Source organism: Kutzneria sp. NPDC052558 (assembly GCF_044547355.1).
GTDB lineage: Bacteria > Actinomycetota > Actinomycetes > Mycobacteriales > Pseudonocardiaceae > Kutzneria.
In genome coordinates, this window is the sequence record NZ_JBIUAG010000008.1 from 97,987 (window position 1) to 122,161 (window position 24,175).

Sequence of the window (24,175 nt, forward strand, 5' to 3'; positions counted from 1 at the left end):
GGGGCACGTGTCGGGCTCAGGACTCGAACTTGTAGCCGAGCCCGCGCACGGTCACCAGGTGCTGCGGGGCGGACGGATCCGGCTCGATCTTGGACCGCAGCCGCTTGACGTGCACGTCCAGCGTCTTCGTGTCGCCGACGTAGTCCGCGCCCCACACCCGGTCGATGAGCTGGCCCCTGGTCAGCACCCGCCCCACGTTGCGCAGCAGGTACTCCAGCAGGTCGAACTCCTTGAGCGGCAGCGACACCTCGCCGCCGTCCACGGTGACCACGTGCCGCTCCACGTCCATGCGGACCGGCCCGGCCTCCAGGACCTGCGGCAACAGCTCCTCGGACTCGCCGCCGCGGCGCAACACGGCGCGGATGCGGGCGATCAGCTCGCGGGCCGAGTACGGCTTGGTGACGTAGTCGTCGGCGCCCAGCTCCAGGCCGACCACCTTGTCGATCTCGCTGTCCCGGGCCGTGACCATGATCACGGGCACCGCCGAGCGCTGGCGCAGCGCCTTGCACACGTCGGTGCCGCTCATGCCGGGCAGCATCAGGTCGAGCAGCACGATGTCGGCGCCGTTGCGGTCGAACTCCTCGAGCGCCTCCTGGCCGGTGCCGGCCAGCGCGGCGGTGAAGCCCTCCTTGCGCAGCAGGAAGGCCAGCGGGTCGGCGAAGGACTCCTCGTCCTCGACGATCAGCACCCTCGTCACCGACCCACCTCGCTGGCGCTCGGCGTGTCTGCGACCCGGGTCTCCGCGCCCAATGACGCCCTCGCGAACTCGGTCACAGTTTTCCTCCATGATCGCCGTCAACGGCATCCGCACCATCCGCCCCGGTCGGGACGAGTCTGGTGTCTCCGGTCGGGACATGCCCGTTGTTCCTGTCGGTCACGGCCTCGGGCCGCGTCCCTTCCGGTTCGTCACCCGACCGCGGCGCGGGCGCGCCGTGGGCCGGAATCCGCAGGGTGAAGGTCGACCCGGTGCCGGGCTGACTCCACAGCGTCACCTCGCCGCCGTGGTTGGCGGCGACATGCTTGACGATGGCCAGCCCCAGGCCGGTGCCGCCGGTCATGCGCGAGCGCGCCGGGTCGGCCCGGTAGAACCGCTCGAACACGCGGTGCTGCTGGTCGGGGGCGATGCCCATGCCGCGGTCGGTCACCGCGATCTCCACGAAGCCGTCCTCGGTGCGGCGGCTGACCGACACCGGGCTGCCCGGCTGCGAGTAGGCGATGGCGTTGTCCAGCAGGTTGCTCAGGGCCGTGACCAGCAGCGTCCGGTCGCCGTCGACGACCAGGTCGCTGGTGTCGTCCACGGTGATCTCGATGCCGGCGGACTCGGCGGCCAGCCGGCTGCGGCCCAGCGCCTCGCGCACCACCTCGTCCACGGCCAGCGGGGTCATCTCCGGCAGCTGCTCGGCCCCCTGGAGCCGGGACAGCGCGATCAGCTCGGTGACCAGCCGGCCCAGCCGGGTCGCCTCGTGCAGGATCTTGCTGCTGAACCGGCGCACCTCGACCTGGTCGTCGGCGGCGTCCAGGACGGCCTCGGCCAGCAGCGCGAGCGCGCCGACCGGGGTCTTGAGCTCGTGGCTGACGTTGGCCACGAAGTCGCGGCGGATCGCCTCCAGCCGGACGGCCTCGGACTCGTCGTTGGCGTCGACCACGGTGAAGCCGTCGCCGAGCGGCCGCACCTCGCCGCGCACGGCCTCGGGCTGGCGGCCGCCGCGCGACTGGAGCGGCGAGAGGTCGACCTCCATCACCTCGCCGGAGGCGGCGACCAGCTCGGCGGCCTTGCGCGCGCGGTCGTCGACCTGCGTGCCCCGCACCACGCCGAGGGCGGCGGCGCGCGGGTTGTGCAGCACCACGTCGCCGAAGTGGTTGAGCACGACGACGCCGTTGTGCGAGGAGTGCACCACGCGCTGGACGAGATCGGAAACGGTGAGGACAACCGGCTGCGACGCGGCCCGTCTGGCCGTGGCCCGGCCGATCAGGGAACCAACCAGCAAGCCGATCACCAGTAGGCCGATCGACAGGGCGAGATAGCCCGATGCGGTCACGCCACGCATCGTAAGCAGGTCAGGGGCCTGCCGGCCTACCCCTCGACCGGCAACCGTGACACCGGTGACACCTCCACCGGGCACTGTTCCACGCCGCGTCAGCTCCCGTTCACCCAGTCGTGTCCTTGGAGTGCCACATGCGCTCCACGGGTGGCGATGTGCGGAGCGCATGTGACAACGAGGTCACCGGCGGGGGACGAACGTCAGGCGATGGCGTCGAGGGCGGCGACATCCTCCGAGGAAAGCCGCAGCGATGCTCCGGCGACGTTCTCCTCGAGGTGCGCGACCGACGACGTGCCGGGGATGGCCAGCAGGTTGGGCGAGCGCTGGAGCAGCCAGGCCAGCGCGACCTGCGGCACGGTGGCGTTGTGCTGGTCGGCGATCGCCTTGATGCGCGGGTCGTCCACCAGCTCGAAGCCGCCGAGCGGGAAGAACGGCACGTAGGCGATGTCCTGCTCGGCGCAGATGCGGACCAACGCCTCGTCCTCCCGGTGGACGATGTTGTAGAGGTTCTGTACGCAGACGACGGGCGCGATCTTCTGCGCTTCGTCGAGCATGTCCGCTGTGACATTACTCACACCGAGCTGTCCGATCAGGCCCTGCTCGCGGAGCTCGGCCAGCACGGTGAACGGCTCCTCGACCGAGCGGTCCTCCGGGGCGGCGAAGCCCGGCATGCGGAGGTTGACCACGCCGATCTGCTCGACCCCCAGCCGGGTGAGGTTGTCGTGCACGGCCTCGCGCAGCTCGTCCGGGCTCAGCGCCTCCGGCCAGCCGCCGTCCGGAGTGCGCCGCGCGCCGACCTTGGTGACCAGCACCAGGTCGTCGGCGTACGGGTGCAGCGCCTCGCGGAGGATCTCGTTGGCCACGTACGGGCCGTAGTAGTCGCTGGTGTCGATGTGGTTGACGCCCAGCTCGACGGCGCGGCGCAGCACGGCGACCGCCGCGGCGCGGTCCTTCGGCGGACCCATCACCCCCGGGCCGGTGAGCTGCATGGTGCCGTAGCCGAGGCGCGCCACCTGGCGGCCGCCGAAGTCCCAGTGCCCCGACTTCGCCGCGGAGATGTTCGATGTCATGACCCCAGCCTCGTCTTCGCGCCGGGCGAACGCCCATGGTTGGCCAGAAGTGTCCACGATGGCGGAGACTTTGCGCCGTGGAGCAAGTCGTCGTCCTTCGCGGTGAGCGTGAGCTTCGCGCCCGGGCGCTGCACCTGTTCGTGCCGCAACGCGAGTTCACCTGCGCCGCGTCGGACATCGTGACCTGGGCCGCCGTCGAGGCGGCCGAGGGCATGGCCGAGCGGATGCGGGCCCGGATCGAGGCCGGCGTGCGCGTGCGCAAGGTCTACAACGCCGGCATCCTCGACGACCCGGCGACGGCCAGGCGGCTGACCGCGCTGGCCGAGCTCGGTCTCGGGGTGCGGCTGTGCCACACGCCGCTGCCGACCGAGACGATCATCATCGACCGGAAGACCGCGATCACCGCCGGTCCGCCGGTCGACGGCGTGCGCAGCTACACGGTCGTGCAGGCGCCGGACGTCGTGGCCGGGCTGGCCATGCTGTTCGAGGTCAGCTGGGACGCCGCGACCGATCTCCTGGAGTTCGACGGACCGTCGCTGGACGAGCGCAACCGCGAGGTGGCGCGGATGCTGGGCAGCGGGCTGACCGACGAGGCCGCGGCGCGCAAGCTCGGCCTGTCGCTGCGGACCTACCGGCGGCGGGTGGCCGAGCTGATGGAGCTGCTGGCGGCCGAATCCCGGTTCCAGGCCGGGCTGCGAGCCCGTGACCTGGGGGTGCGGTAGGGCGTTGGGGCCGACGCCGTTGGCGGCCCGTGTCGATCAGCTTTGGTGATCAGCGTCCCTGGTTGGCCACGGCCTGGATGGCGTCCGCGGCCGCGTTCGGGTCGAGGTAGGTGCCGCCGGGCGTGATCGGCTTCAGGTTCTCGTCCAGGTCGTAGCGCAGCGGGATGCCGGTCGGGATGTTCAGCTTGGCGATCGCCTCGTCCGAGACGCCGTCCAGGTGCTTGACCAGGGCGCGCAGCGAGTTGCCGTGCGCGGCGACCAGCACGGTCTTGCCGGCCTTGAGGTCCGGCACGATCGCCGACTCCCAGTACGGCAGCAGCCGGGTGACGACGTCCTTGAGGCACTCCGTGCGCGGCGCGGTCGGGCCGAGGTCGGCGTAGCGCGGGTCGGAGTCCTGGCTGAACTCGCTGCCCAGCTCGATCTCCGGCGGCGGGGTGTCGTACGAGCGGCGCCAGAGCATGAACTGCTCCTCGCCGTACTGCTCCAGGGTCTGCTTCTTGTTCTTGCCCTGGAGCGCGCCGTAGTGGCGCTCGTTGAGACGCCAGTCGCGGCGGACCGGGATCCAGTGCCGGTCGGCGGCGTCCAGCGCGATGTTGGCGGTGGAGATCGCGCGGCGCAGCAGCGAGGTGTGCAGCACGTCCGGCAGCAGGCCGGCGTCCTTCAGCAGCTCACCGCCCCTGTTCGCCTCCGCGAGCCCCTTCTCGGACAGGGGGACGTCCACCCAACCGGTGAACAGGTTCTCGGCGTTCCAGACGCTCTCACCGTGACGCAGCAGGACAAGGCTCATGCCGGCAAGCCTGCCAGACGCCTGTCGATGATCCGCTACGGTCACCTCGGACATCCGGGGAGACGGGGGAATCATGAGGCTTGTGCCGGTTGTCGCGGCGCTGCTGCTGGTGGGTGCGGGCGTCGCGCAGGGCACTCCCGTGGCCGACGAACACGTGCTCGGCACCGCCGAGCACTACGAGGTCGGCGGCACCACGCTCCGTGTCTACGGCGCCGACGGCAGCGTCGCCGTCGAGGACAACCGAGTGCCCCGCACCTTGCGCTTCGGGACCGCGGTCAGCACGGCGACCATGGTCAGCGGCGCTTCCCGGGCCGGCTCCCGGTTCCTGTTCGACGGGATCGACCTGGACGTCGACAATGCCGACGGGACAAGGACTCTCACCCTCGGCATCGGCGCGGCCGAGGCGTCCTGGGTGGCTCCGCTGCGGCTGACCGTGCACCACGCCGAGGTGCCCGTCGACCTCAGCCCGTCCGGCGCCGAGATCATCACCATGGAGCAGGTCGACGGCGTCGGCTTCGTGCTCCGCGGTTACCCGGCGTTGCCCTTCACCCGGCCGCACGTCCTGGCCACCTATCCCGCCGCCCTCGGCGGCCTCGGCTCCCTGCCGGCGCTCCAGTACGAGGGTGCCCTGCGGTTCGGCGCCTCCGACATCGGGTTCCCCCTGGCCTACGGCGATGACCGGCTCTACTCCGTGACCGAGTCCGGCACCATCGTCTCCGCTGTTCGCGGCGGCCAGTTCTCGCCGTTGCAGGCCCCCGACGGCAGCATCGCCGACGGGATGCAGCTCAGCGCCGACGGCGTCGCCCTGGTGCACACCTTCGCCGGCTACTGGCTGCTCAAGTGCGGTCAGTTCACCCTGCTGCCCGACGGCTGGTTCGACGGCCTCAGCCTCGCGGGCGGCGCCCTGTCGCCCGGCGGCCGCTCCTTCGCCTTCGGCATCTCGGCGCCCTCGCCGTCCGTGCCGACCCAGGTGATCACCGTCGACCTGTCCTCCGGCGCCCGGCGGACCTACTCGCTGCTCGACGTCACGCTGCCGTCCGTCGCCGGGCTCGCCTATTCCGTGCGGCACTCCGGGCGGCTCTACCTGCTGCGGCACAGCCACCCGATCAGCATCCACCAGCCCGTGACCACCCAGTTGCAGGCCCTGGACCTGGGCAGCGGTCAGCCGACCAAGATCGGCTCCGCCATCCCCGAGCACGCGCCCCGGCTGTTCTCCGCCGACGTCTTCTAAAGGGGCGGGCACAACCCCGGCAGCGCCGAGTCGCCCTCGCACAGGTAACAGACCCGGCCGGCGTTCACCGTTCGCGGCACGCCGCCGAGGACTCCGAGCACCGGGTGCGCGATCTCGCCCACGCCGCCACAGAGGTGGCACACCGTGCGCGGTTCGCGGTAGTCCGGCAGCTCCTCTTCGTCCTCGTCGCCGCCCATGCACGGCACCGTACAACGTGTTGATCAGCAGCGATACCGGCAACCGCGCGCCGATCCGGTGAACGTCGTACCCTTGGTGGCGTACGCCCCGTCTCTCCCCCCTTGACGGAGGCGTGCACCGACTGCCCCGGCACCCACCCCCCTGGTCCGGGGCAGTCCTCTTTCTCCGGGTCGGCAGCGCGACTCGGTCCGCGCGCAGAACGGCCCCCGGCATGGCGCCGGGGGCCGTTCTGCGCGTCGGTCTGCTACTTGGCGGCGGCCTCCCGGGCCCTCAGGTCCTTGCGCAGGATCTTGCCGGAGGCGGATTTCGGGATCGCGTCGAGGAATTCCACCACGCGGACCTTCTTGTGCGGGGCGACCCGCTCGGCGACGAAGGTCATCACGTCGTCCGCGGTGACGTCGTCGGCGCCGGCCTGGCGGACGACGAACGCCTTCGGGACCTCCTCGCCCTCGGCGTCGTGCACGCCGATGACGGCGGCGTCGGCGATCCGCGGGTGGGTGAGCAGCAGCGCCTCCAGCTCGGCCGGCGGCACCTGGTAGCCCTTGTACTTGATCAGCTCCTTGACCCGGTCGACGATGCTGACCACGCCGTCCTCGTCGATCACGGCGACGTCGCCGGTGTGCAGGAAGCCGTCCTCGTCGAGGGTGGCGGCGGTGGCCTCGGGGTTGTTCAGGTAGCCCTTCATCATGTTGGGGCCCTTGCACCACAGCTCGCCGCGCTCGCCGACGCCGAGCTCCTCGCCGGTGGCGAGGTCGACGATCTTGTTCTCCATGTTCGGCACGATCAGGCCGACGGTGCCGATGGCGATGTCGTCGCGATGGTCGGGAATGGTGTGGCTGACCGGGCTCATCTCGGTCATGCCGTAGCCCTGCTTGACCTTGCAGCCCAGCCGCTTGTGCACGGCCTCGGCCAGCTCCTCGTCCAGCGGCGCGGCCCCGGAGAACAACACCTTCAGCGCGGACAGGTCGTAGGAGTCGACGATCGGGTGCTTGGCCAGCGCGACGGCGATCGGCGGCGCGATGTAGACCCGGTCGGTGCGGTGCTCGGCGATGATCCGCAGGAACTCGGGCAGGTCGAACTTGGGCATGGTGACCACGGTCGCGCCCAGGGCCAGCGCGTGGTTGAGGGTGACCTGCATCCCGTAGATGTGGAAGAACGGCAGCACCGCCAGCACGCGGTTGAGGTTCGCGCTGTCCATCATCGAGTCGGTCTGCACGATGTTCGCCACCAGCGCGCGGTGCGTGAGCATGACGCCCTTGGCCCGCCCGGTGGTGCCCGAGGAGTACGGCAGCACGGCCAGGTCCTCGGCCGTGTCGAACTCGATCTCCGGCGCCGGGGCGGTGCTGGCCAGCAGGTCGGAGAGGCTGGTGTGGCCGTCGGCCTTGTCGAACACGAACACGTCCGAGATGCCCGCGAGCTTTGCCGCAGCGGTCGCGCGGTCGAGGAACGCCGACACCGTGAACAGCATCTTCGCGCCGGCGTCGGTCAGCTGGCTCGCGACTTCCTCGGCGGTGTAGAGGGCGTTGGCGGTGGTGGCGACCGCGCCGGCGCGGAGCACGCCGTGCAGGGTGATGGCGTACGCGGGCGTGTTGGGGGCGAAGATGCCGATCACGTCGCCCTTGACGACGCCGCGCTCGGCCAGCGCCGCCGCGAGGCGGTCGACGGCGGCCGCGAACTCGCCGTAGGTGATGGTCAGGCCGCTGATGCCGTCGATCAGGGCGGGTCGGTCCGCCTTCTCGGCCAGTCCCCGGAAGATCAGCTCGTGCGCCGGCAGCGCGGGGATGTCGACGTCGGGGAAGGAACTGCGAAACACCATGGCGACCCTGCCTTGCTCGCTTCGGTACCTGCGACCCAGTGGACGATGCCACGCCACACCGCCGGCGAGCGAGCCCACACGCGAGTCGACCGTGATGTTGTCCCGGCAAGGACCGTCGTTACGACACCCCATCGTGATTCACTCTTATGGAGTATCGAATCTACTTGTGGTGGGCATTATCGGTCTGCGAAGTTGTCATCGCCCACCGGATCGGCTCTCACACACTCCCCGATCCGGCGAGTCAAGTGCGGTTCGTCCCCCCGTCGAACCGCCGGTCCCGCTACGGCCCCCTGCGGCACCCCCTCGCCCAGGACCACCGCCGCGGCGGGCGAATCGACGTGGGACGGCCCGGGGCCTCGACTCCCCTTCGACCCGGGACCGTCCCACGGTTCGCTCTCAGGGCGTCTCCGGTCGGGCCTTTCGCCGCCGGATCAGCACATACACCGCAGCCGCCGGAATGCCGATGACCAGCGCAAACGGCAACACGGCGCCCAGGCCCACCCCGATGCCGTTGATCGTGGCGACCAGCGCCCGCCAGCCCGCGCCGAGGGCGCTGAGGAAGCTCGCCTGCTCCTCCTGCGGAGGCGGCGGGGCGTCGGTCTTGCTCACGTCGACCGTGATCGTGGACATCGCGATCTGAGCGGCCAGGGCGTCGTGGCGCTGTTCGAGCGATTCGAGATCGGCCTCGCGCTTGGTCAGCTCGCTCTCGATCTGGGTGACTTCGCCCAGTGACGACGCCTTGTCCATCAGCGCCCGCACCCGGTCGACGCTGGCCCGCTGCGTGGCCAGCCGGCTGGTCACGTCGACCATCTCGTCGGTGACGTCCTCGGCGTGCTCGACCCTCGATGCGACCCGACCGTATGAGCCGATCTTGTCGAGGACCGGCTCCAGCTTGTCGGCCGGCACCTTCAGCGTGAGCGCGCCATGGTCGTCGCCGGCGTTCTCGTCACTGGAGTAGCCGCCGACGTCGGTCGCCGCCTTCCTGATTTTCGTCACCGCATCGGGAACGTCGGCTGCCTTGAGGTTGACCGTCGCCGTGCGCACGATCTGCCGACCGTTGGCCGCGGGCGTCGACGCGGACTGCCCGTTCGCCGGGGCCCCGCTGACCTGCGGCGTCTTGCCCAGGTCCGCCCCGTTCGCGCCGCCCGCCGCCCCTGGCACAACGCCGTTGCCCTGCGCACCGGGCGCGACCGCCGACGTGGACGAGCTGTTCGCACCAGCGGAGCACCCCGCGAGCAATGCGCACGCAATGGTGATGAGCGTCAGCGTTGTTCGTGTGCGTGAGCGTGTCATCCCCGCGCCTCCCCATCTCGGATTCGTCCGAAGGACGGGAGGGGACGCGACGGGCGTTGCGGTCAGAACGTCACGATCAGGACTCGTCGGCGACAGCCGGCCGATCGCCCGCAGAGCCGACGAGATGCTGGAAGGCGCTGAGATTGGCCAGCGACTCGCCCCGCGAGACCCGCCAGTCCCACTCGCGGCGGATAGCGCCGGCGAAGCCGATCTCCAGCAGCGGGTTGAAGTCGCCGTCCGCCGCCTCGAGCACCTGCCCGAGCAGCCGGTCCAGCTCGTCCGGGGTCACGGCGTGCAGGCCGATGCGGCCGACGAGGTAGATGTCGCCGCGGTCGTCCAGGGTGTAGTGCACGCCGTAGAGCCGGGCGTTGCGCCGCAGCAGAAAGCGGTAGACCTCCTCGAAGGCCTCGTCCGGCTTTCGGCAGACGAACGCCTCGACCAGCAGCGCGTGCTCGGTGACGATCAGCCAGCAGTTGGTCTGCAGCTTCTTCGTGCCCGGCAACGACAGGAAGTAGCGCCCCGGCCCGCGGCGGTCGTAGGAGATCTCGTTGTCCCGCAGCGTCCCGGCGATCAGGCCATCCAGCTCGTCCAGCGTGGCGGTCACACCGTCACCTCCCGTCGTCGCACCTCCGACAGGAAATCACGCCACGCATTGGCGTACCCGTCCAGGAGGGCGTCGGTCGTCCGGTCCCACGAGAACCGTCGAGCATGGCCGACCGCATTGCGCGCGAGCTCCTCACGTAACGACGGATGCAGCGCCACGTCCCCGAGCACGCGCGCCCAGTTCGCCGGGTTGTGGTCCCCCACCAACCGGCCGGTCACGTTGTCGACCACCGCGATCGGCAGCCCGCCGACCGCTGCCGCCACCACCGGCGTCCCGCAGGCCTGAGCCTCCAGCGCCACCAGGCCGAACGACTCGTTGTGGCTCGGCACCACCACCACGTCCGCCGCCCGGTACACCCGCGCCAGCGCCTCGCCCCGCTGCGGCGGCATGAACAGCACGACGTCGAGAATGCCCAGCTCGACCGCCAGTTCCTGGAGCGCCTTGGGCTGCTCCAGGCCCGATCCGGACGGGCCGCCGACCACGACCACCACCAGCTTCGAGCGCAGCTCCGGGTGCTCGACCAGGAGCTCGGCGGCCGCGCGGAGCAGCACGTCCGGCGCCTTGAGCGGCTGAATCCGGCCGACGAAGGTCAGCACCACCGCGTCGAGCGGCAGGCCCAGCGCCTCCCGGGCGGCGGCCTGGCTACCGGGTGTGAACCGGCCGAGGTCGACGCCCGGCGGGACGGTGAGGATCTTCGTCGGGTCGGCGTCGTAGAGAGAGACCAGCTCGGCCGCCTCGACATCGGTGTTGGCCACCAGCCGGTCCGCCTCGGCGACCACCTGTTCCTCGCCGATGACCCGCATCCGCGGCTCCGGGGTGTCGCCCTCCGCGAGCGCCGCATTCTTGACCTTGGCCAGGGTGTGCGCCGTGTGCACCAGCGGCACGCCCCAGCGCTCCCGCGCCAGCCAGCCGACCTGGCCGGACAGCCAGTAGTGGGAGTGGACCACGTCGTAGTAGCCGGGCTCGTGGTGGGCCTCGGCCCGCAGCACGCCCGCCGTGAACGCACAGAGCTGGCCCGGCAACTCGTCCTTGGCCAGGCCCTCGAAGGGGCCGGCGCCGATGTGCCGGACGGTGACCCCCGGCGCCAGCTCGGCGACCGGCGGCAGGTCCGAGGACGTCGCCCGGGTGAACACCTCGACCGCGATGCCCCGGTCGGCCATGCGCTTGGCCGTCTGGGCGATGTAGACGTTCATGCCGCCGGCGTCGCCGGTTCCCGGCTGCTCCAGCGGCGACGTGTGCACGGAGAGGACTGCCACCCTGCGCGGTGCTCGCTCTGGGGTCACGTCAGGATCCTGCCTTCGTCGTTGCCACGGACTGCGCGAAAGTGACCAGGTCGACGGTGAAATCCTCGACACGTTCCTGGAAGGGCATATGCCCGATGCCCTCGTACCAGCGCACCTCGGCGCCGGCGATGAGGCCGGCGGCGTACTCGGTGGCCCGCGGATCCACCACCGCGTCGGCGGTGCCGTGGACCAGCAGCGTCGGCACGTCGATCGAGCGCAGCACCTCGGCACTGTCGACGTCGCGCTGGAACATCGCCGACCGCACGCTCGGCGGCACACGCAATGGAGCAGCGAGCGCGCATTGCAGCATTGCGCCCTCCATCGGCGTGGCGGTCATCCTCCTCGTCAGCTCCAGCAACGCCGGAACGGCGACGTCCGCGTCCTCCGACAACGCCGCCGGCACGGCCGCCCGCATGGCCGGCCCAACCCGCCCTCCCGGGTGGCCGCGTCCGATCTCCGTGATCGCCCCGACCAACACGATGCCGGCGACCCCGGCAGTCCCGTAATGACGCAGGTAGTCGGTGATGACCAGCCCGCCATACGACCAGCCCACCAGCACCACCGGTGCGCCGACACTCTCGAGCACCGCCGCGACGTCCCCCGCCCAGGTTTCCGAATCGCGGTAACCGCCCACCGGCCGACCGGAGCGGTGCCCCTCGGCCGACCGGCCGGAGTCGCCATGTCCCCTCAAGTCGACTGCAATCGTTCGCAACCGCCCGGCGCCGACATCGCCCCAGCTACTCGCCGCTGCCGCCCAGCCGTGGACCAGCGCCACAGGTGGCGCATCCTCCGGTCCCGACACGTGGCAGGCGAGCTCGGTCCCGTCCGCAGCCGTCACCCTCACAACGTCGTCAACATCCCACCGGCCGCGCCTCTTCCCGCCACCAGTGACCAGTCCCCCCACCAGCGCGTTCCCCAACAGCCACGACCCCCACACCAGAACAACGCCTCAGCACTCCTGCACCGCTACCGCATTCGAGCACCGCCGCTACTCTGCTCGAGCCCGACACCGCTCCCGTACCGCACCGGCGCTCCAACAACGCAGCAGCATTCGAGCAACGCCGCAGCACTGCAGAAGAGCGCCGCATTGCAACGACGCGGCGTCATTCCAGCAGCGCGGTGGCGATCAACCAGCGCTGCGGCAGTCGAGCAATGCGGCGACTCTCCAGCAGCGCGGCAGCATTCGAGCGATGCGGACGCACTCCAACAGCGCTCCCGCTTTACACGACGGTCGATGCTGTCAAGCAAGGCGACAGCTCTCCGGCAGCGTCGGCGCTTTACATGCGGGCCAAGACTGTCAAACAGTGGTGCCGCCGTCGACGACGGTCAGTGCAGTGCGGAGAGGGCCTGCCACTGGTCCCAGCCCATCGCCCAGTCGTAGAGGTCGCCGTCGGCGGAGGACAGGGCCACGTCGGAGCCGGTGACCTCGACCGGGTCTCCGTACATGGCGGTGCCGAAGTAGGCCTGGGCGTCCGCGGTCGACAGGTTGATACAGCCGTGGGTGACGTTGCTGTTGCCCTGGTCGCCGACCGTGTTGGGGTTGGCGTGGATGAACTCGCCGTTGTTGGAGATCCGCACCGCCCAACGCTCGTGGGCGTGCTCGTAGTACGGCGGGTTGGACATGTCCTTGTCCTGCCACTTCTCGGTCACCACGTGCGTGCCCGAGCGGGTCACCCGGTCCTGGCTGGCCCCGGACCCCATGCTGGCGTCGTAGGTGGCGACCACCTTGCCGTCCCGCAGCACGGTCATCTTGTGCGTGTTCACGTCGGCCCGGACGATCTGCGACCGGCCGATGGTGAACGCGAGCGTCAAGTTGGCCTTGCCGTAGGCGGTGCCGCCGTAGGGCACCCCGTACAGGTTGGCGATCACGTTGACCTTGCTGCCGGGCGTCCAGTAGTCCTTCGTCCGGTAGTGGATCCGCGAGCCCTGGTCGCTGTCGGGCAGCCAGCCCCACGAACCGGTGTTGGGCGGATCCGACTGCACGGACAGCGCCTTTTCCACCGCGGCCCGGGCCTTCTCATCGATGTGCCCGCTGAACTGGAGGACGATCGGCGCGGCCACACCGACCTCGCCGCCGTCGTCGATGTTGAGCATGCCGCGGACGAGTGTGCCCGGCGGGACGGTGCTGAAGCTGCCGTGCAGGTCGGTGGCCTTGCCGTCGGCGTTGAGCGCCTTGGCGTCGTAGGTGTACGTCTGCCCGAAGTCCAACTGGCCGGTGCTGCTCCACGTCTTGCCGTCCGCCCCCGGCTTGCCGGCGACGGGCTTGCCGGTCCCGTCCACCAGGGCGACGTCCTTGATGGTGCCGCCGTCGGCGGTGAGGGTCACCGGCATGTTGACGGTCACGTCCTTGGTGCCGTTGATCGGGGCACCGGTCAGCTTGGCGGCGGGAGCCGCTGGTTTGGCGGACGTCGTAGTGCCGCCGATGGGCGTCAGGCCGCCGCCCGAACACCCGGCGAGCACCAGCGCCGCCGTGATCACCAACCCCGCCTTCAAGCGGGTCCCCGTTGCCACCATCGCCTCCTGACGTTGCTCCTCTACTTGACGACGTCCAACCCGGTGAGGAGGTAACAGCCAAAGCCTGTGACCTTGCTCACCGACCAACAGTGGCGGCCGGGCGCGGACAGGCGAGAGGATCGGGCCGTGAGCACCCAGGCCCCCATCAGTCAGTCCCCCATCGCCGTCGTCACCGGCGCGAGCTCCGGCATCGGCGAGGCCACCGCCCGCCGCCTCGCTACCGAGGGTTTCCACGTCGTGCTCGGCGCACGCCGGTTCGACCGGATCAAGGCGATCGCCGCCGAGATCGACGGCACGCCGCTCGCCCTGGACGTGACCGACGCCGAGTCCGTGGCAGCGTTCACCGACGCCATCGCCGAGGCCAACGTCCTGGTGAACAACGCGGGCGGAGCGTTCGGCCTGGAGCGCGTCGACGCGGCGGACGAGGACAACTGGCGCCGCATGTGGGAGACCAACGTGCTGGGCACGCTGCGGCTGACGAAGGCGTTGCTGCCCAAGCTGATCGCCTCCGGCAACGGTCACGTGGTGACAGTCACGTCGATCGCGGCGCAGGAGCTCTACGACGGCGGAGCCGGCTACACCTCGGCCAAGCACGCGCAGTCGGCGCTGCACCGCACCCTGCGCACCGAGGAGCTGGGCCAGCCCGTCCGGTTCACCGAGGTACTGCCGGGCATGGTCGAGACGGAGTTCTCGGTCGTCCGCTTCGAGGGCGACGCCGAGCGCGCGGCGAACGTCTACCAGGGCCTGAAGCCGTTGGTGGCCGATGACGTCGCCGACGTCATCGCCTTCGCGGTGACCCGGCCGTGGCACGTCAACCTCGACCAGATCGTCATGAAGCCGCGGGCGCAGGCCTCGGCGACGCGGGCCCACCGCGACTGACGCACCGGCCTAGTCGGTGATCAGGTCGACGTCCAGCTCGTCGAGCACTTTGCCGATGGGACTGGCGAAAGCGACCGTGCCCGAGGGATTGCCGGCCACGTAGAGGCCGATCACCTGGTTGTCGGGATCGACTACGGCGGATCCGGAATCGCCGTAGTCGCCCATCAGCCCGCCGCCGACGGCTTCGATACGCAACTGGTCCCGCAGCACGCGCACGCCGAGGCCGTCGCGGTAGTCCATCAGCACTGTGGTGTCGACGGACGTGACGCGCCCGGTCGTCAACCCGCTGGTACGACCGCGTTTGCGCACAACGGTTCCCCGCCTGGCGGCCGCGGCGCCGGTCACCGCTCCTATGTCCACAATGGATGGTCGATGTAAACGCCTTGGCGTCAACAACACCGCGGCGCCATCGACGGAACCGGACAGCGCCGCGCGACACAGGGCGCCGACCACATCATCCGGACCAACTCCACTGTCCACACGGGACGGATGCACCATCTCGTCACCGACCGACCACGCGTCGTCGACGCACGCGGCGTGAAAAGTGGTCAACCCCATCACCTGGCCGTTGCCGGTCCGATCGGTGACCAGGGCGCCCAGGGTGCCGACAATCGCGTACTCGCCGGGACGTGGCGCGTCCGGCGGCGCGAGCAACACCGTGCGCCACGGGCCCATGCTGATGCCACCAAGCACGTCGCGATGTCGCTCAGCACCGCGCGCCGGCGGGAACTCCGCGTCCCGGGCCAATAGAGCCCGGTGCAGCACAACGTCATCGGCGACGACGTCCGTGGCGATGCCCTCGATCTCCGACGGCACCAGGTCCGCCGGCCGCACCCGGCCGACGGGGTGCTTCTGCCGGACGTACACGACGATCCCGACCTGTCCGGTGCGCCGGCCGGCGGTCACCTTCTCACCGATGTCGACGCCGACAACACCGCGACGGGACAGCAGATCGACCTCGACACGCCGCTTGACCGGCCGGATCCCGGACCGCACCAACTCGTCCGCGCTGGTCATGGCGACCTCCTCCGCGCGTATTGCCCTACAACTCATGAAAACACGCGGGGTGAGTGTCAGATGACTCATTGTCACTCGTTCAGCTGCGGCCGAACGGGTTGTTCCAGGTCAGAGCCGGCAGCCGACCATCACCGGTTCCGCGACGAGCCGCACGCCGAACGCCGTCAGCACGCCGTCCCGCACCTCACGGGCCAGTTCCAACAGGTCCGCGGTGGTCGCCTCGCCTCGGTTGGTCAGCGCGAGCGTGTGCTTGCCGGACAGCGAAACCCGCCCGTCGGCGGCCTGGTAGCCCCGGCCGAACCCGGCACGCTCGATCAGCCACGCCGCCGACAACTTGGTCCGCCCCGGACCGCCCGGGTACTGAGGCACCGTCGCGTCCGCGCCGACCCGCTCGGCGACCTTGGCCAGCACGCCCGGCAACTGTTCGTCATCGACGATCGGGTTGGTGAAGAACGAACCAGCGCTCCACGTGTCGTGGTCGTCGACGTCCAGCACCATGCCCTTGCCGCGACGCAGTTCGAGCACGCCCTCGCGAGCCGCCGCGACCGGCACCCGGGCGCCGAGCTCGACACCGAGCAGGCGAGCCAGTTCCGCGTACCGGATCGGCGCGGACTGGCCGCCGTCCTGCAGTCCGAACCGTGCCCGCAGCACCACCGCGGAGTCGGTCCCCTTGAGCATGCTCGACCGGTAGGTCAGCCCGAGGTCCTCGGCCTGCACCTGGTGCACCCGGCCGCTGCGGCGGTCGAGCAGGTCGACCGAGGTCAGCAGGTCGGCGATTTCCACGCCGTACGCGCCGACGTTCTGCACCGGCGTCGCGCCGACCTGACCGGGAATGCCGGACAGGCACTCCAGGCCGCCCAGCCCCTGCTCGACGGAGAACGCGACCGTCCGGTCCCAGTCCTCGCCGGCCTCGATGGTCAGCTCCACCCGACCGTCGGCGAGCCGGTCGAACGACCGTCCCTCGGTCGCGACCCGCACCACCAGGCCGTCGAAGCCCTCGTCCGCGATGACCAGGTTGGACCCGCCGCCGAGCAGCAGCAGCGGCTCGCCGGCCTGATCGGCGGCCCGCACCGCGTCGACGACGTCGGATGCGCTGGTGGCCGGCAGGAAACGGGCAGCCGGACCGCCCAGACGCAGCGTCGTGTGCCCGCGCAGCGGGACGGACGTGCGCACTTCGGTGCTGGACAGGGGGGTGGTCACGGACGTCAACGGTAGCCTCCGCGACATGGCACGCCGCATTGAGCACCAGGCGACTACCCGTTGGGCCGCGGATCAGGTCCACGCTGCCCTGGTGGATCCGACCTACCTGCGCGACCGCTTGAGCAAGCTCGGCGGCACCAACGCCACCCTGCTCGAGCACCGGGTCGACGGGGAGAAGGTGAACCTGCGACTGCGGCACGGGGTGCCGGCGACCGAGCTGCCCTCGGCGGTCCGCGCCTTCCTCAAGGGCGATCTCGTGATCGAGCGCACAGAGGAGTGGGACCGCAACGGCGACGGTGGCTGGCTCGGCCGCGTGCAGGCCGGCATCCCGGGTGTTCCGGGTCACATCAAGGGCGCGATGCGGCTGTCCGACGAGCCGGCCGGCGGCAGCACGATGCTGATGCGCGGCGAGGTGGCGGTCAACATCCCGTTCGTCGGCGGCAAGGTCGAGGAGGTCGTCTCCGGCCAGATCGTGAAGCTGCTCTCACGGGAGTTCGAGCACATCACGGAGTGGCTGGCCGAGCACGAGGGCTGACCGGTCAGATGGCCAAGCAACCACGGCTGGCGGCCGGCCGCGCCCGCGCGCTGGGGCTGCCGACCCGCGGCACGACCAACCCGAACCGGCTGCGCCGCGTCGACCGCTGGATGGTCGGCAGCGCTGCTGTTCGGCGCGCGCTCTCCAGCAATGCTGACGCATTGCTCGTGGACCTCGGCTACGGAGCAACGCCGGTGACGACCGTCGAGATGGCGGCACGGCTCCGGGTCGTGCGCCCCGACCTGCGGATGGTCGGCCTCGAACTGGATCCGGAGCGGGTCGCGGCGGCCGAGTACGCCGCCGATCCGCCGCTGCTCACGTTTCGGCGCGGCGGCTTCGAGCTCGCCGGCCTCCGTCCGGTGCTGGTGCGCGCGTTCAACGTGCTGCGGCAGTACTCGGAGGCGGACGCGCTCCAGGCGTGGGACGGCCTTCGCGGCCGGCTCGCGCCCGGTGGGCTGCTCGTCGAGGGCACCTGCGACGAGATCGGCCGCCGGTGCTGCTGGGTGCTGCTCGACGAGACCGGGCCGCTGACGTTCACGATCGCGTGCAAGCCCTCGGACATCACGACCCCCTCGGACGTCGCCGAGCGGCTGCCCAAGTCCTTGATCCACCGCAACGTGCCCGGTGAGCGGGTGTACGAGCTGCTCACCGCCCTGGACGACAACTGGGCGACCGCCGCTCCGTACGCGCCCTTCGGACCGCGCGCTCGCTGGGTCGAGACCTGCCGACTGATGGCCGAGCGTGGCTGGCCGGTGCTCGACGGCCGGCGGCGTTGGCGGCTCGGCGAGATCACGTTCCCCTGGTCAGCGGTGGCCCCGGCCGAGATGGGCTAGCGCGCGACGCCCTCGTTCGAGCCCTCCTCGAGTGCATGGACGGATGTCGCCGATCGCGGGGGGACGCATCTTTGGACCACCGCGTTGGCACACGAGCAATGCACACACGGCCGAGCAAGGCGCGCGCCGATCAGCAACGCACGCACTCGAGCAGTGCGCACGCCGTCGAGCAATGCGCACGCGCTTGAGCAAGGCACACGCGGTTCAGCAAGGCACACACCGTTGAGCAAGGCGCGCGCCGATGAGCAGAGCGCAAGCGGTCGAGCAATGCGCACGCCCTTCAGCAGAGCGCACGCAGTCGAGTAACGCACACACCGTCCAGCAAGGCACACACCGTTGAGCAATGTGCACGCCGATGACCTGGGCTGAGTGCCTCTGGGCACCGAGCCCGTGCCGCGGTCGCCGGTGCCGCCGACGCCGTGTGCCTGTCGGTTCGGGACCGGCCGGGCATCGCCGTCGTCACCGACGACCAGTGTTGTCGCCACCATCGACCCGTCGATTTCCGGCCGCCGTCGTTTCCCCGTGGTCTCTGCCAGAATCAACGGTTGTGTCCTCCACCGAACGCCGCTACGTGATCAGCCTCGGCTGCCCCGACCGCACCGGCATCGTCGCCAAGATCGCCGGTTTCCTGGCCGAGTTCGGCGGCTGGATCGTGGAAGCCGCCTACCACACGGACCCGAGCACGAACTGGTTCTTCACCAGGCAGGAGGTGCTGGCCTCCTCGATGCCGTTCGACGTGCGGGAGCTCAGTGCCCGGTTCGCCGGGGTGGCGCGCGAGCTAGGGCCGCGGGTCGACTGGCGGGTCACCGACACCGGCGAGCGCAAGCGGGCCGTGGTCCTGGTGTCGAAGGAGGGCCACTGCCTGTACGACCTGCTCGGCCGGGTGGCCTCCGGCGAGCTGGACGTCAACATCACCTCGGTGATCGGCAACCACCGGGACCTCGCCGGCATCACCGAGGCCCACGGCATCCCGTTCCACCACGTGCCCTTCCCGGTCGGCGACCCGGAGAGCAAGGCCGGCGCGTTCGCGCAGCTGCGCCAACTGGTCGACACCCACCAGCCGCACGCCATCGTGCTGGCCCGGTTCATGCAGGTCCTGCCGCACGAGCTGTGCATGGCCTGGGCCGGCCGCGCGGTGAACATCCACCACAGCTTCCTGCCGTCGTTCGTCGGCGCGAAGCCTTACCACCAGGCCCACACCCGCGGCGTGAAGCTGGTCGGCGCGACCTGCCACTACGTGACCGCGGAGCTGGACGCGGGGCCGATCATCGAGCAGGACGTGATCAGGGTCAGTCACAGCGACTCGGACCGGGACATGGTCCGCAAGGGCCGGGACATCGAGAAGGTGGTGCTGGCCCGCGGGCTGCGCTGGCATCTGGAGGACCGGGTCCTCGTGCATGGCAACCGCACGGTCGTGTTCTGAGCGGCACCGATCAGCCCTCCGAACCAGGGGACGGCGTGGACCACTCGGCCACGCCTTCAATCAGAAGCGGCGCTGGACCAGGCGGCCACGCCCTCGACCAGGAGCGTCACCGAGTCGGTCAGCCTGGCCCCGACCGGGGTGGACGCCGCGTCAGCCGGCCGGACCCTTGATCAGGAGCAGCGCCGGGTCAACCGGCCAGATCCTCGATCACCTCGGCGCCGGCGAGCTTGGCCAGCAGGTCGCCCGGGACGAGCAGCTTGCCGCCGCGGATGCCGCTACCGATGATCAGTTCCGGCGCGGCCGCCACACGGGTGTCCACCAGCAGTGGCCAGTCGGAGGGCAGCCCGATCGGCGTGATCCCGCCGTACTGCATGCCGGTCAGACCGACGGCGTCGTCCATCGGCGCGAACGATGCCTTGCGCACGTCGAGACGGCGCTTGACCACGCCGTTCACGTCGGCCCGCGTCGTCGCCAAGATCATGCAGGCGGCGTACCGGAGCTCCCCGGCCCGTTTGCCGGCGACGACCACGCAGTTGGCCGACGCCGCCAGGGACGCGCCGTAGTGCTCGCAGAACGCCGCAGTGTCGGCCAGCTCCGGATCGATTTCCGTAACGCCGACGCGCTCGACGTCGGCGGCGTCCATCGCCCGGACCGCGGCCAGTACCGGCTCGGCGAGCAGCTCCGGTCGAGCAAGGACGGGCTCCACGAGCAATGTGCCGGCAATGCTCCACTGCGTCATGGCGTCACATTAGTCAGCGAGGAAGTCGGCGAGCAGCGACCGCACCTCGCGACGGTGCGTGATCAGCGGCGCGGGCGAGTCGATGAGTTCCAGCCGGCCGTTCGGCAGCGCCGCCGCGACATCGCGGGCGACCTGCTCGGGATGCATCGGATCGCCGACGGCGCCGATGACCAATGCCGCAGCGCTGACGCGATGGAGCAATGCCGCATCATTCGTCGGCGTCTGCTCCGGGAGGGTTCGCAGGGCGCCGCCGAGCCGGAGCAATGCGTCAGCTCTGCTCGAAATGTGCTCCCCCACGCCAAAGCCGGCGGGCATCTCGGCGGCGACGAGTTCACGCAAGCCGTCCACGTCGCCGGCCTCCACGGCGTCGGCGAGCTGCTCGAACGCCCACATCGCCGGCGTCGCCCTCGGCTTGTCGAGGGCCGCTGGCAGCAGCAGGGCGATGCGGTCGAAGCGGTCAGGTCGCCGTGTCAACAACGCGGTGAGACCGCCGGCGCCCATCGACACACCCACCGCTCGGCGGGCGCCGACCTCGTCGGCGACACGCTCCAGGTCGGCGCTGATGGTGGGATACGTCCAGTAGCCGGCCGGCGCATCCGCCGCCTCGCCGTGCGAGGGAAACGTGACAACCACCCTCGTACCGGACAAACCTGACGCCGGGATGCGGGCCTCGCCGGGAGTGGCACCCAGACCGGGCGCCACGAGTGTGACCGGGGTCCCACTGCCGTAGCCCTGCCAGCGCAGGCCGCTAGGCAGCGAGCCGGTCACCACCGGTTGCCGCGCTGGACCTCGTTCAGCTTCGGCCGCACGTCCACGATGTAGACCAGCACCGCGACCAGCGCCGCCATCCACAGGATGAAGGTGCTGCCCTGCGGCTGGAACAGGTAAAGCGCAGCCAGGCCGCCGCCGGTGATCAGCGACCAGGCGAGCTTGGTCATGCGATCCGCTGCCGTGTAGGCGTCCGCGCGCTGGACCAGCGCATGCAGGAATGCGAAGGCGCCGACCGGCATGCCTGCGCACCAGATCGCGAACAGGATCCAGAAGTCGAGCCCGTGCGTCACGCTGCCACCCTACGTCCCGGAGGGGATCCTCGGGAATGACGTAGCCGGGTCACGCCCGGTCGGACGTGCCCGGCTACGGTGTCGAATCAGGCCTCGGGCGTCTCGTCGGCCGGCTTCTCGGCCTTCTCGGCGGCGGGCTTGCGCGGCGCGGACACCTTGTTGGCGGCCTTGCGGGTCACGCTGCGGGTCTCGGCGGCGACGTCGCCACCGGCCTCGACCACGGCCTCGGCGATGTCCTCGGCCGCCTGCTCCACGTCCTCGGCGGCCTTCTCGCCGACCGAGCGGGTGCGGCGGGCGATCTGGCCCAGCACGTCGTCGGCGCGGTTCTGCAGGTCGCCGACCTGGTCCAGCACGATCTTGACCTGCGGCTGCTCGCGCAGCTTCTCCAGCGTCTCCTCGCCGTGCTCGGCCAGGTAGGTGTACAGGTTCGAGGCGGCGGTCGTGTAGGTCTCCACCAGCTTGCGCAGCTCGGACGGGTCCAGCTTCTCGCGCAGGCCCGACAGGTCGTCAGCGGCGGTGCGGGCGGCCTCGGCGCGCTCGTTGACCTGGGTGCGGGCCTTGGCCAGGGCCTCGGTCAGCGCCTTGCCGGCGAGGTCGCCGGCGCCGAGCGCGGCCAGCAGCGGCGTCTTGGCCTGCTCCAGGACGGCGGTGAGGGCGGCGGAAACCTGCTCGCCCGCCTTGCGGACGTCCTCGGTAGTGGGAAGGGTCGGCATCTGGATCACTCCTCGGTGTCCTCGGTTACGTCGGCGGCTCGCCTGCTGGCGTTCTCCCGCCGGAAGGTCTCGTAGACGTCGAGCAGCACCTGCTTCTGCCGCTCGGTGAGCTCGGCATCGGCGAGCACGGCGTCCACCACCGCGCCGCCGACGCGCTGCTCAAGGATTCCGGCCTGCACGTACAGTGCCTCGGCCGAGATCCGCAGCCCCTTGGCGATCTGTTGCAGGATCTCCGCGCTGGGCTTGCGCAGGCCCCGTTCGATCTGGCTCAGGTAGGGGTTGGACACGCCGGCGAGCTTGGCCAACTGGCGCAACGAGATCTGTGCGTTGTTGCGTTGCTCGCGGATGTAGTCGCCGATGTCCCGTCCCAGGTCGGCGACCGCTTCCACGGCCTGGTCGACGCTGCTCTTCTTGTCCATCCCGCCTCCCTGCACGACCAACGCTACGCCCGAGTGCTAGCTACTGCAAGCGCAGTGCTTGCAGTTGCCGCGTGCTTGCTGTCACACCCGACTACCGTGTCGACCTGTGCGTGCCGACCTCGAACGCGAGGCGCGCAGGCTTCGCGGCCGCCTGGTGGACCAGCTGGTCGACGACGGTCTGCCGCTCGATCCCGGCTGGCGCGCCGCGTTCGAGGACGTGCCGCGACACGCGTTCCTGCCCTGGCTGTTCGAGCAGCTGACCAACGGCAGGTGGACGCTGATCACCGAGGACGACCCGGAATGGCTGCGGACCGTCTACCGCAATCGGGTCGCGGTCACCCAGCTCGACGGCGACGAGTCGCGGCGGGAATCCGCTCGGGCCGGCCCTGTCGTCGGCACCCCGACCTGCTCGTCCAGCATGCCGGCGATCATGGCGATCATGCTGGACGCGCTGGACGTCCGCACCGGCGACAGCGTGCTGGAGATCGGCGCCGGCACCGGCTACAACGCCGCGCTGATGTGCCACCGGCTCGGCGAGCACCGCGTCACGACCATCGACGTCGACCCGGCGATTGCCGCCCGCGCGGCGAAACACCTTGCGGCATGCGGATTCCACCCGACCTGCGCGGCCGCCGACGGCGCGCGCGGCTACCCGGCCAACGCCCCCTACGACCGGGTTCTGGGCACCTGCTCGGTGTCGACGATTCCGCTGGCGTGGGTGGAACAGACGGCGCCCGGCGGGCACATCGTGACAACGCTCAACCGGCAGATCGGCGCCGGGCTGATCAAACTCGTGCCGGACGGCGAACGCCACGCCACCGGCCGGGTGCTCGCCGAGGACGGTCGCTTCATGCCACTGCGCGCGCATCGCGGCCCGAACGTGAACGATCTCGTCGACCGGGTGCGCGGTGCCCAAGCGCCGCAACGGCCGACCGACCTGACGGCGACCCGGCTGTTGCGGTCCGCCGAACAGTTCGAGTTCTTCGCCGGACTGATGCTGCCGCACGTCATCGCATGGTCGGGCGCGCACGGCGACACCTGGCTGGCGCATCCCGACGGCTCGTGGGCGTGCTACTCGCGGCACAGCGTGCGCGAAGGAGGACCGCGTGAACTTTGGAGCATTGCGGAAGCAGCGCACGAACAGTGGCGCGCTCTCGACCAGCCGCCGCGCGAGCGCTTCGGGTTGACCGTCGGCCCGGAGGGGCAGGAGTTCTGGCTGGACCGTCCCGACTCTCCGCACCGGTGGCCGTTGGACTAGCGGGACACGTTCCCGGCGTGTGGCGGGGTGAGTAGCGTGTGCCCGGTGAAGATCTCGGTTTCCGCGGACATGCTCGACGGGATCGGCGCCGACATCGCCGAGGAACTGCGCAAGCGTGGCCACGAGGTGCTCGTGCACGGCGCGCTCAACGACGACGAGTCCAACGACTGGGCCCGCGCCAGCGAGGCGGCGGCCCGCGACGTGGCCGAGGGCCGCGCTGATCAGGGCGTGGTGTGCTGCTGGACCGGCACCGGCGCGTCGATCGCCGCGAACAAAGTCGCCGGCGTGCGCGCGGCGCTGTGCACCGACTCGTACACAGCGCAGGGCGCCCGCCGCTGGAACGACGCCAACGTGCTGGCGCTGAGCCTGCGCACGACTTCGCTGCCGCTGCTCGACGAGATTCTCGACGCGTGGTTCGCCGCCGACGTCACCGACGACGAGGACGACCTGGCCAGCATCGACCACGTCGCGGAGATCGGGCGGAGCTGATCACACGAGGGCCGAAATCACCGTGAGTGCCTAACAATTCAGCATGAGA

Annotated in this window: 26 protein-coding genes; 8 read left to right on the top strand and 18 right to left on the bottom strand. The window is 70.5% G+C overall.

All coding sequences use genetic code 11. The features are described 5' to 3' along the window. Positions 1 to 16: 16 nt before the first annotated feature. The 3 genes from ACIG5F_RS16595 to ACIG5F_RS16605 form a co-directional block, all read right to left on the bottom strand. The gene (locus tag ACIG5F_RS16595; protein ID WP_211764874.1) at positions 17 to 697 is read right to left on the bottom strand and encodes a response regulator transcription factor; all 681 of its coding nucleotides are present in this window, start codon (positions 695 to 697) and stop codon (positions 17 to 19) included. A 73-nt stretch (positions 698 to 770) separates the two neighbouring features. Next, on the bottom strand, positions 771 to 2,039 hold the full coding sequence (locus tag ACIG5F_RS16600) for a sensor histidine kinase (RefSeq protein WP_396518560.1): 1,269 nt from the start codon (positions 2,037 to 2,039) through the stop codon (positions 771 to 773). Positions 2,040 to 2,242: 203 nt separating this feature from the next. After that, the gene (locus ACIG5F_RS16605; protein ID WP_396518561.1) at positions 2,243 to 3,112 is read right to left on the bottom strand and encodes an oxidoreductase; all 870 of its coding nucleotides are present in this window, start codon (positions 3,110 to 3,112) and stop codon (positions 2,243 to 2,245) included. Between the two features lie 77 nt (positions 3,113 to 3,189). On the opposite strand from ACIG5F_RS16605, the gene ACIG5F_RS16610 reads away from it, so the two are divergent. After that, on the top strand, positions 3,190 to 3,834 hold the full coding sequence (locus tag ACIG5F_RS16610) for a DNA-binding response regulator (protein ID WP_396518562.1): 645 nt from the start codon (positions 3,190 to 3,192) through the stop codon (positions 3,832 to 3,834). Positions 3,835 to 3,883: 49 nt separating this feature from the next. Here the strand turns inward: ACIG5F_RS16610 and ACIG5F_RS16615 are convergent, their stop codons facing one another. Next, the gene (locus ACIG5F_RS16615; protein WP_396518563.1) at positions 3,884 to 4,621 is read right to left on the bottom strand and encodes a phosphoglyceromutase; all 738 of its coding nucleotides are present in this window, start codon (positions 4,619 to 4,621) and stop codon (positions 3,884 to 3,886) included. A 73-nt stretch (positions 4,622 to 4,694) separates the two neighbouring features. On the opposite strand from ACIG5F_RS16615, the gene ACIG5F_RS16620 reads away from it, so the two are divergent. After that, entirely contained in the window at positions 4,695 to 5,852 is a 1,158-nt protein-coding gene (locus tag ACIG5F_RS16620) for a hypothetical protein (protein WP_396518564.1), read from the top strand. On the opposite strand, the gene ACIG5F_RS16625 is transcribed toward ACIG5F_RS16620, so the two are convergent. The 7 genes from ACIG5F_RS16625 to ACIG5F_RS16655 form a co-directional block, all read right to left on the bottom strand. Beyond that, the gene (locus tag ACIG5F_RS16625; RefSeq protein WP_396518565.1) at positions 5,849 to 6,049 is read right to left on the bottom strand and encodes a hypothetical protein; all 201 of its coding nucleotides are present in this window, start codon (positions 6,047 to 6,049) and stop codon (positions 5,849 to 5,851) included. The two genes, ACIG5F_RS16620 and ACIG5F_RS16625, sit on opposite strands and share 4 nt — an antisense overlap. 245 nt (positions 6,050 to 6,294) lie before the next feature. Beyond that, on the bottom strand, positions 6,295 to 7,866 hold the full coding sequence (locus tag ACIG5F_RS16630; protein ID WP_396518566.1) for an AMP-binding protein: 1,572 nt from the start codon (positions 7,864 to 7,866) through the stop codon (positions 6,295 to 6,297). Positions 7,867 to 8,262: 396 nt separating this feature from the next. Then, positions 8,263 to 9,027, bottom strand: a complete 765-nt coding sequence (locus tag ACIG5F_RS16635) for a DUF4349 domain-containing protein (protein WP_396518567.1) — start codon at positions 9,025 to 9,027, stop codon at positions 8,263 to 8,265. A 208-nt stretch (positions 9,028 to 9,235) separates the two neighbouring features. Then, positions 9,236 to 9,751 (bottom strand): YbjN domain-containing protein, encoded by a 516-nt coding sequence (locus ACIG5F_RS16640; RefSeq protein ID WP_116172822.1) that lies wholly within the window; start codon positions 9,749 to 9,751, stop codon positions 9,236 to 9,238. Between the two features lie 8 nt (positions 9,752 to 9,759). Then, entirely contained in the window at positions 9,760 to 11,046 is a 1,287-nt protein-coding gene (gene mshA / locus ACIG5F_RS16645; RefSeq protein ID WP_396518568.1) for a D-inositol-3-phosphate glycosyltransferase, read from the bottom strand. A 1-nt stretch (position 11,047) separates the two neighbouring features. Continuing rightward, positions 11,048 to 11,983 carry an alpha/beta fold hydrolase gene (locus ACIG5F_RS16650; RefSeq protein WP_396518569.1) on the bottom strand — a complete coding sequence of 312 codons (936 nt, stop codon included), beginning with the start codon at positions 11,981 to 11,983 and terminating at the stop codon, positions 11,048 to 11,050. 389 nt (positions 11,984 to 12,372) lie between these two features. Continuing rightward, positions 12,373 to 13,560: an Ig-like domain-containing protein gene (locus tag ACIG5F_RS16655; protein ID WP_396518570.1), complete on the bottom strand. Its 1,188-nt coding sequence runs from the start codon at positions 13,558 to 13,560 to the stop codon at positions 12,373 to 12,375. 126 nt (positions 13,561 to 13,686) lie between these two features. Between ACIG5F_RS16655 and ACIG5F_RS16660 the strand changes: the two genes are divergently transcribed. Further along, positions 13,687 to 14,439, top strand: coding sequence for an SDR family NAD(P)-dependent oxidoreductase (locus tag ACIG5F_RS16660; protein ID WP_396518571.1), 753 nt, complete (start codon positions 13,687 to 13,689; stop codon positions 14,437 to 14,439). Between the two features lie 9 nt (positions 14,440 to 14,448). Here the strand turns inward: ACIG5F_RS16660 and ACIG5F_RS16665 are convergent, their stop codons facing one another. Together ACIG5F_RS16665 and ACIG5F_RS16670 are read right to left on the bottom strand one after the other, a co-directional pair. Next, positions 14,449 to 15,525, bottom strand: coding sequence for a hypothetical protein (locus ACIG5F_RS16665; protein ID WP_396518572.1), 1,077 nt, complete (start codon positions 15,523 to 15,525; stop codon positions 14,449 to 14,451). Between the two features lie 39 nt (positions 15,526 to 15,564). Next, positions 15,565 to 16,695 (bottom strand): UDP-N-acetylmuramate dehydrogenase, encoded by a 1,131-nt coding sequence (locus ACIG5F_RS16670; protein ID WP_396518573.1) that lies wholly within the window; start codon positions 16,693 to 16,695, stop codon positions 15,565 to 15,567. Between ACIG5F_RS16670 and ACIG5F_RS16675 the strand changes: the two genes are divergently transcribed. From ACIG5F_RS16675 to purU, 3 genes are all read left to right on the top strand, one after another. After that, positions 16,682 to 17,191 carry a DUF2505 domain-containing protein gene (locus ACIG5F_RS16675; RefSeq protein WP_396518574.1) on the top strand — a complete coding sequence of 170 codons (510 nt, stop codon included), beginning with the start codon at positions 16,682 to 16,684 and terminating at the stop codon, positions 17,189 to 17,191. The genes ACIG5F_RS16670 and ACIG5F_RS16675 overlap by 14 nt on opposite strands. Before the next feature lie 8 nt (positions 17,192 to 17,199). Beyond that, positions 17,200 to 18,024, top strand: a complete 825-nt coding sequence (locus ACIG5F_RS16680; RefSeq protein ID WP_396518575.1) for a class I SAM-dependent methyltransferase — start codon at positions 17,200 to 17,202, stop codon at positions 18,022 to 18,024. A gap of 547 nt (positions 18,025 to 18,571) precedes the next feature. Further along, positions 18,572 to 19,447 (top strand): formyltetrahydrofolate deformylase, encoded by an 876-nt coding sequence (gene purU / locus ACIG5F_RS16685; RefSeq protein ID WP_396518576.1) that lies wholly within the window; start codon positions 18,572 to 18,574, stop codon positions 19,445 to 19,447. A gap of 187 nt (positions 19,448 to 19,634) precedes the next feature. On the opposite strand, the gene ACIG5F_RS16690 is transcribed toward purU, so the two are convergent. From ACIG5F_RS16690 to ACIG5F_RS16710, 5 genes are all read right to left on the bottom strand, one after another. Beyond that, positions 19,635 to 20,186: a YbaK/EbsC family protein gene (locus ACIG5F_RS16690; protein WP_396518577.1), complete on the bottom strand. Its 552-nt coding sequence runs from the start codon at positions 20,184 to 20,186 to the stop codon at positions 19,635 to 19,637. A 9-nt stretch (positions 20,187 to 20,195) separates the two neighbouring features. Beyond that, a complete protein-coding gene (locus ACIG5F_RS16695; protein WP_396518578.1) occupies positions 20,196 to 20,819 on the bottom strand; it encodes an alpha/beta fold hydrolase in 624 nt (207 codons plus the stop codon). Between the two features lie 131 nt (positions 20,820 to 20,950). Continuing rightward, positions 20,951 to 21,247, bottom strand: a complete 297-nt coding sequence (locus tag ACIG5F_RS16700) for a DUF2516 family protein (RefSeq protein WP_396518579.1) — start codon at positions 21,245 to 21,247, stop codon at positions 20,951 to 20,953. 86 nt (positions 21,248 to 21,333) lie between these two features. Then, entirely contained in the window at positions 21,334 to 21,960 is a 627-nt protein-coding gene (locus tag ACIG5F_RS16705; protein ID WP_396518580.1) for a hypothetical protein, read from the bottom strand. Between the two features lie 5 nt (positions 21,961 to 21,965). Then, entirely contained in the window at positions 21,966 to 22,379 is a 414-nt protein-coding gene (locus ACIG5F_RS16710; RefSeq protein ID WP_396518581.1) for a helix-turn-helix domain-containing protein, read from the bottom strand. Between the two features lie 106 nt (positions 22,380 to 22,485). Between ACIG5F_RS16710 and ACIG5F_RS16715 the strand changes: the two genes are divergently transcribed. Together ACIG5F_RS16715 and ACIG5F_RS16720 are read left to right on the top strand one after the other, a co-directional pair. Beyond that, the gene (locus ACIG5F_RS16715) at positions 22,486 to 23,637 is read left to right on the top strand and encodes a methyltransferase domain-containing protein (protein ID WP_396518582.1); all 1,152 of its coding nucleotides are present in this window, start codon (positions 22,486 to 22,488) and stop codon (positions 23,635 to 23,637) included. A 45-nt stretch (positions 23,638 to 23,682) separates the two neighbouring features. Next, entirely contained in the window at positions 23,683 to 24,126 is a 444-nt protein-coding gene (locus ACIG5F_RS16720) for an RpiB/LacA/LacB family sugar-phosphate isomerase (RefSeq protein WP_396518583.1), read from the top strand. Positions 24,127 to 24,175 lie beyond the last annotated feature (49 nt).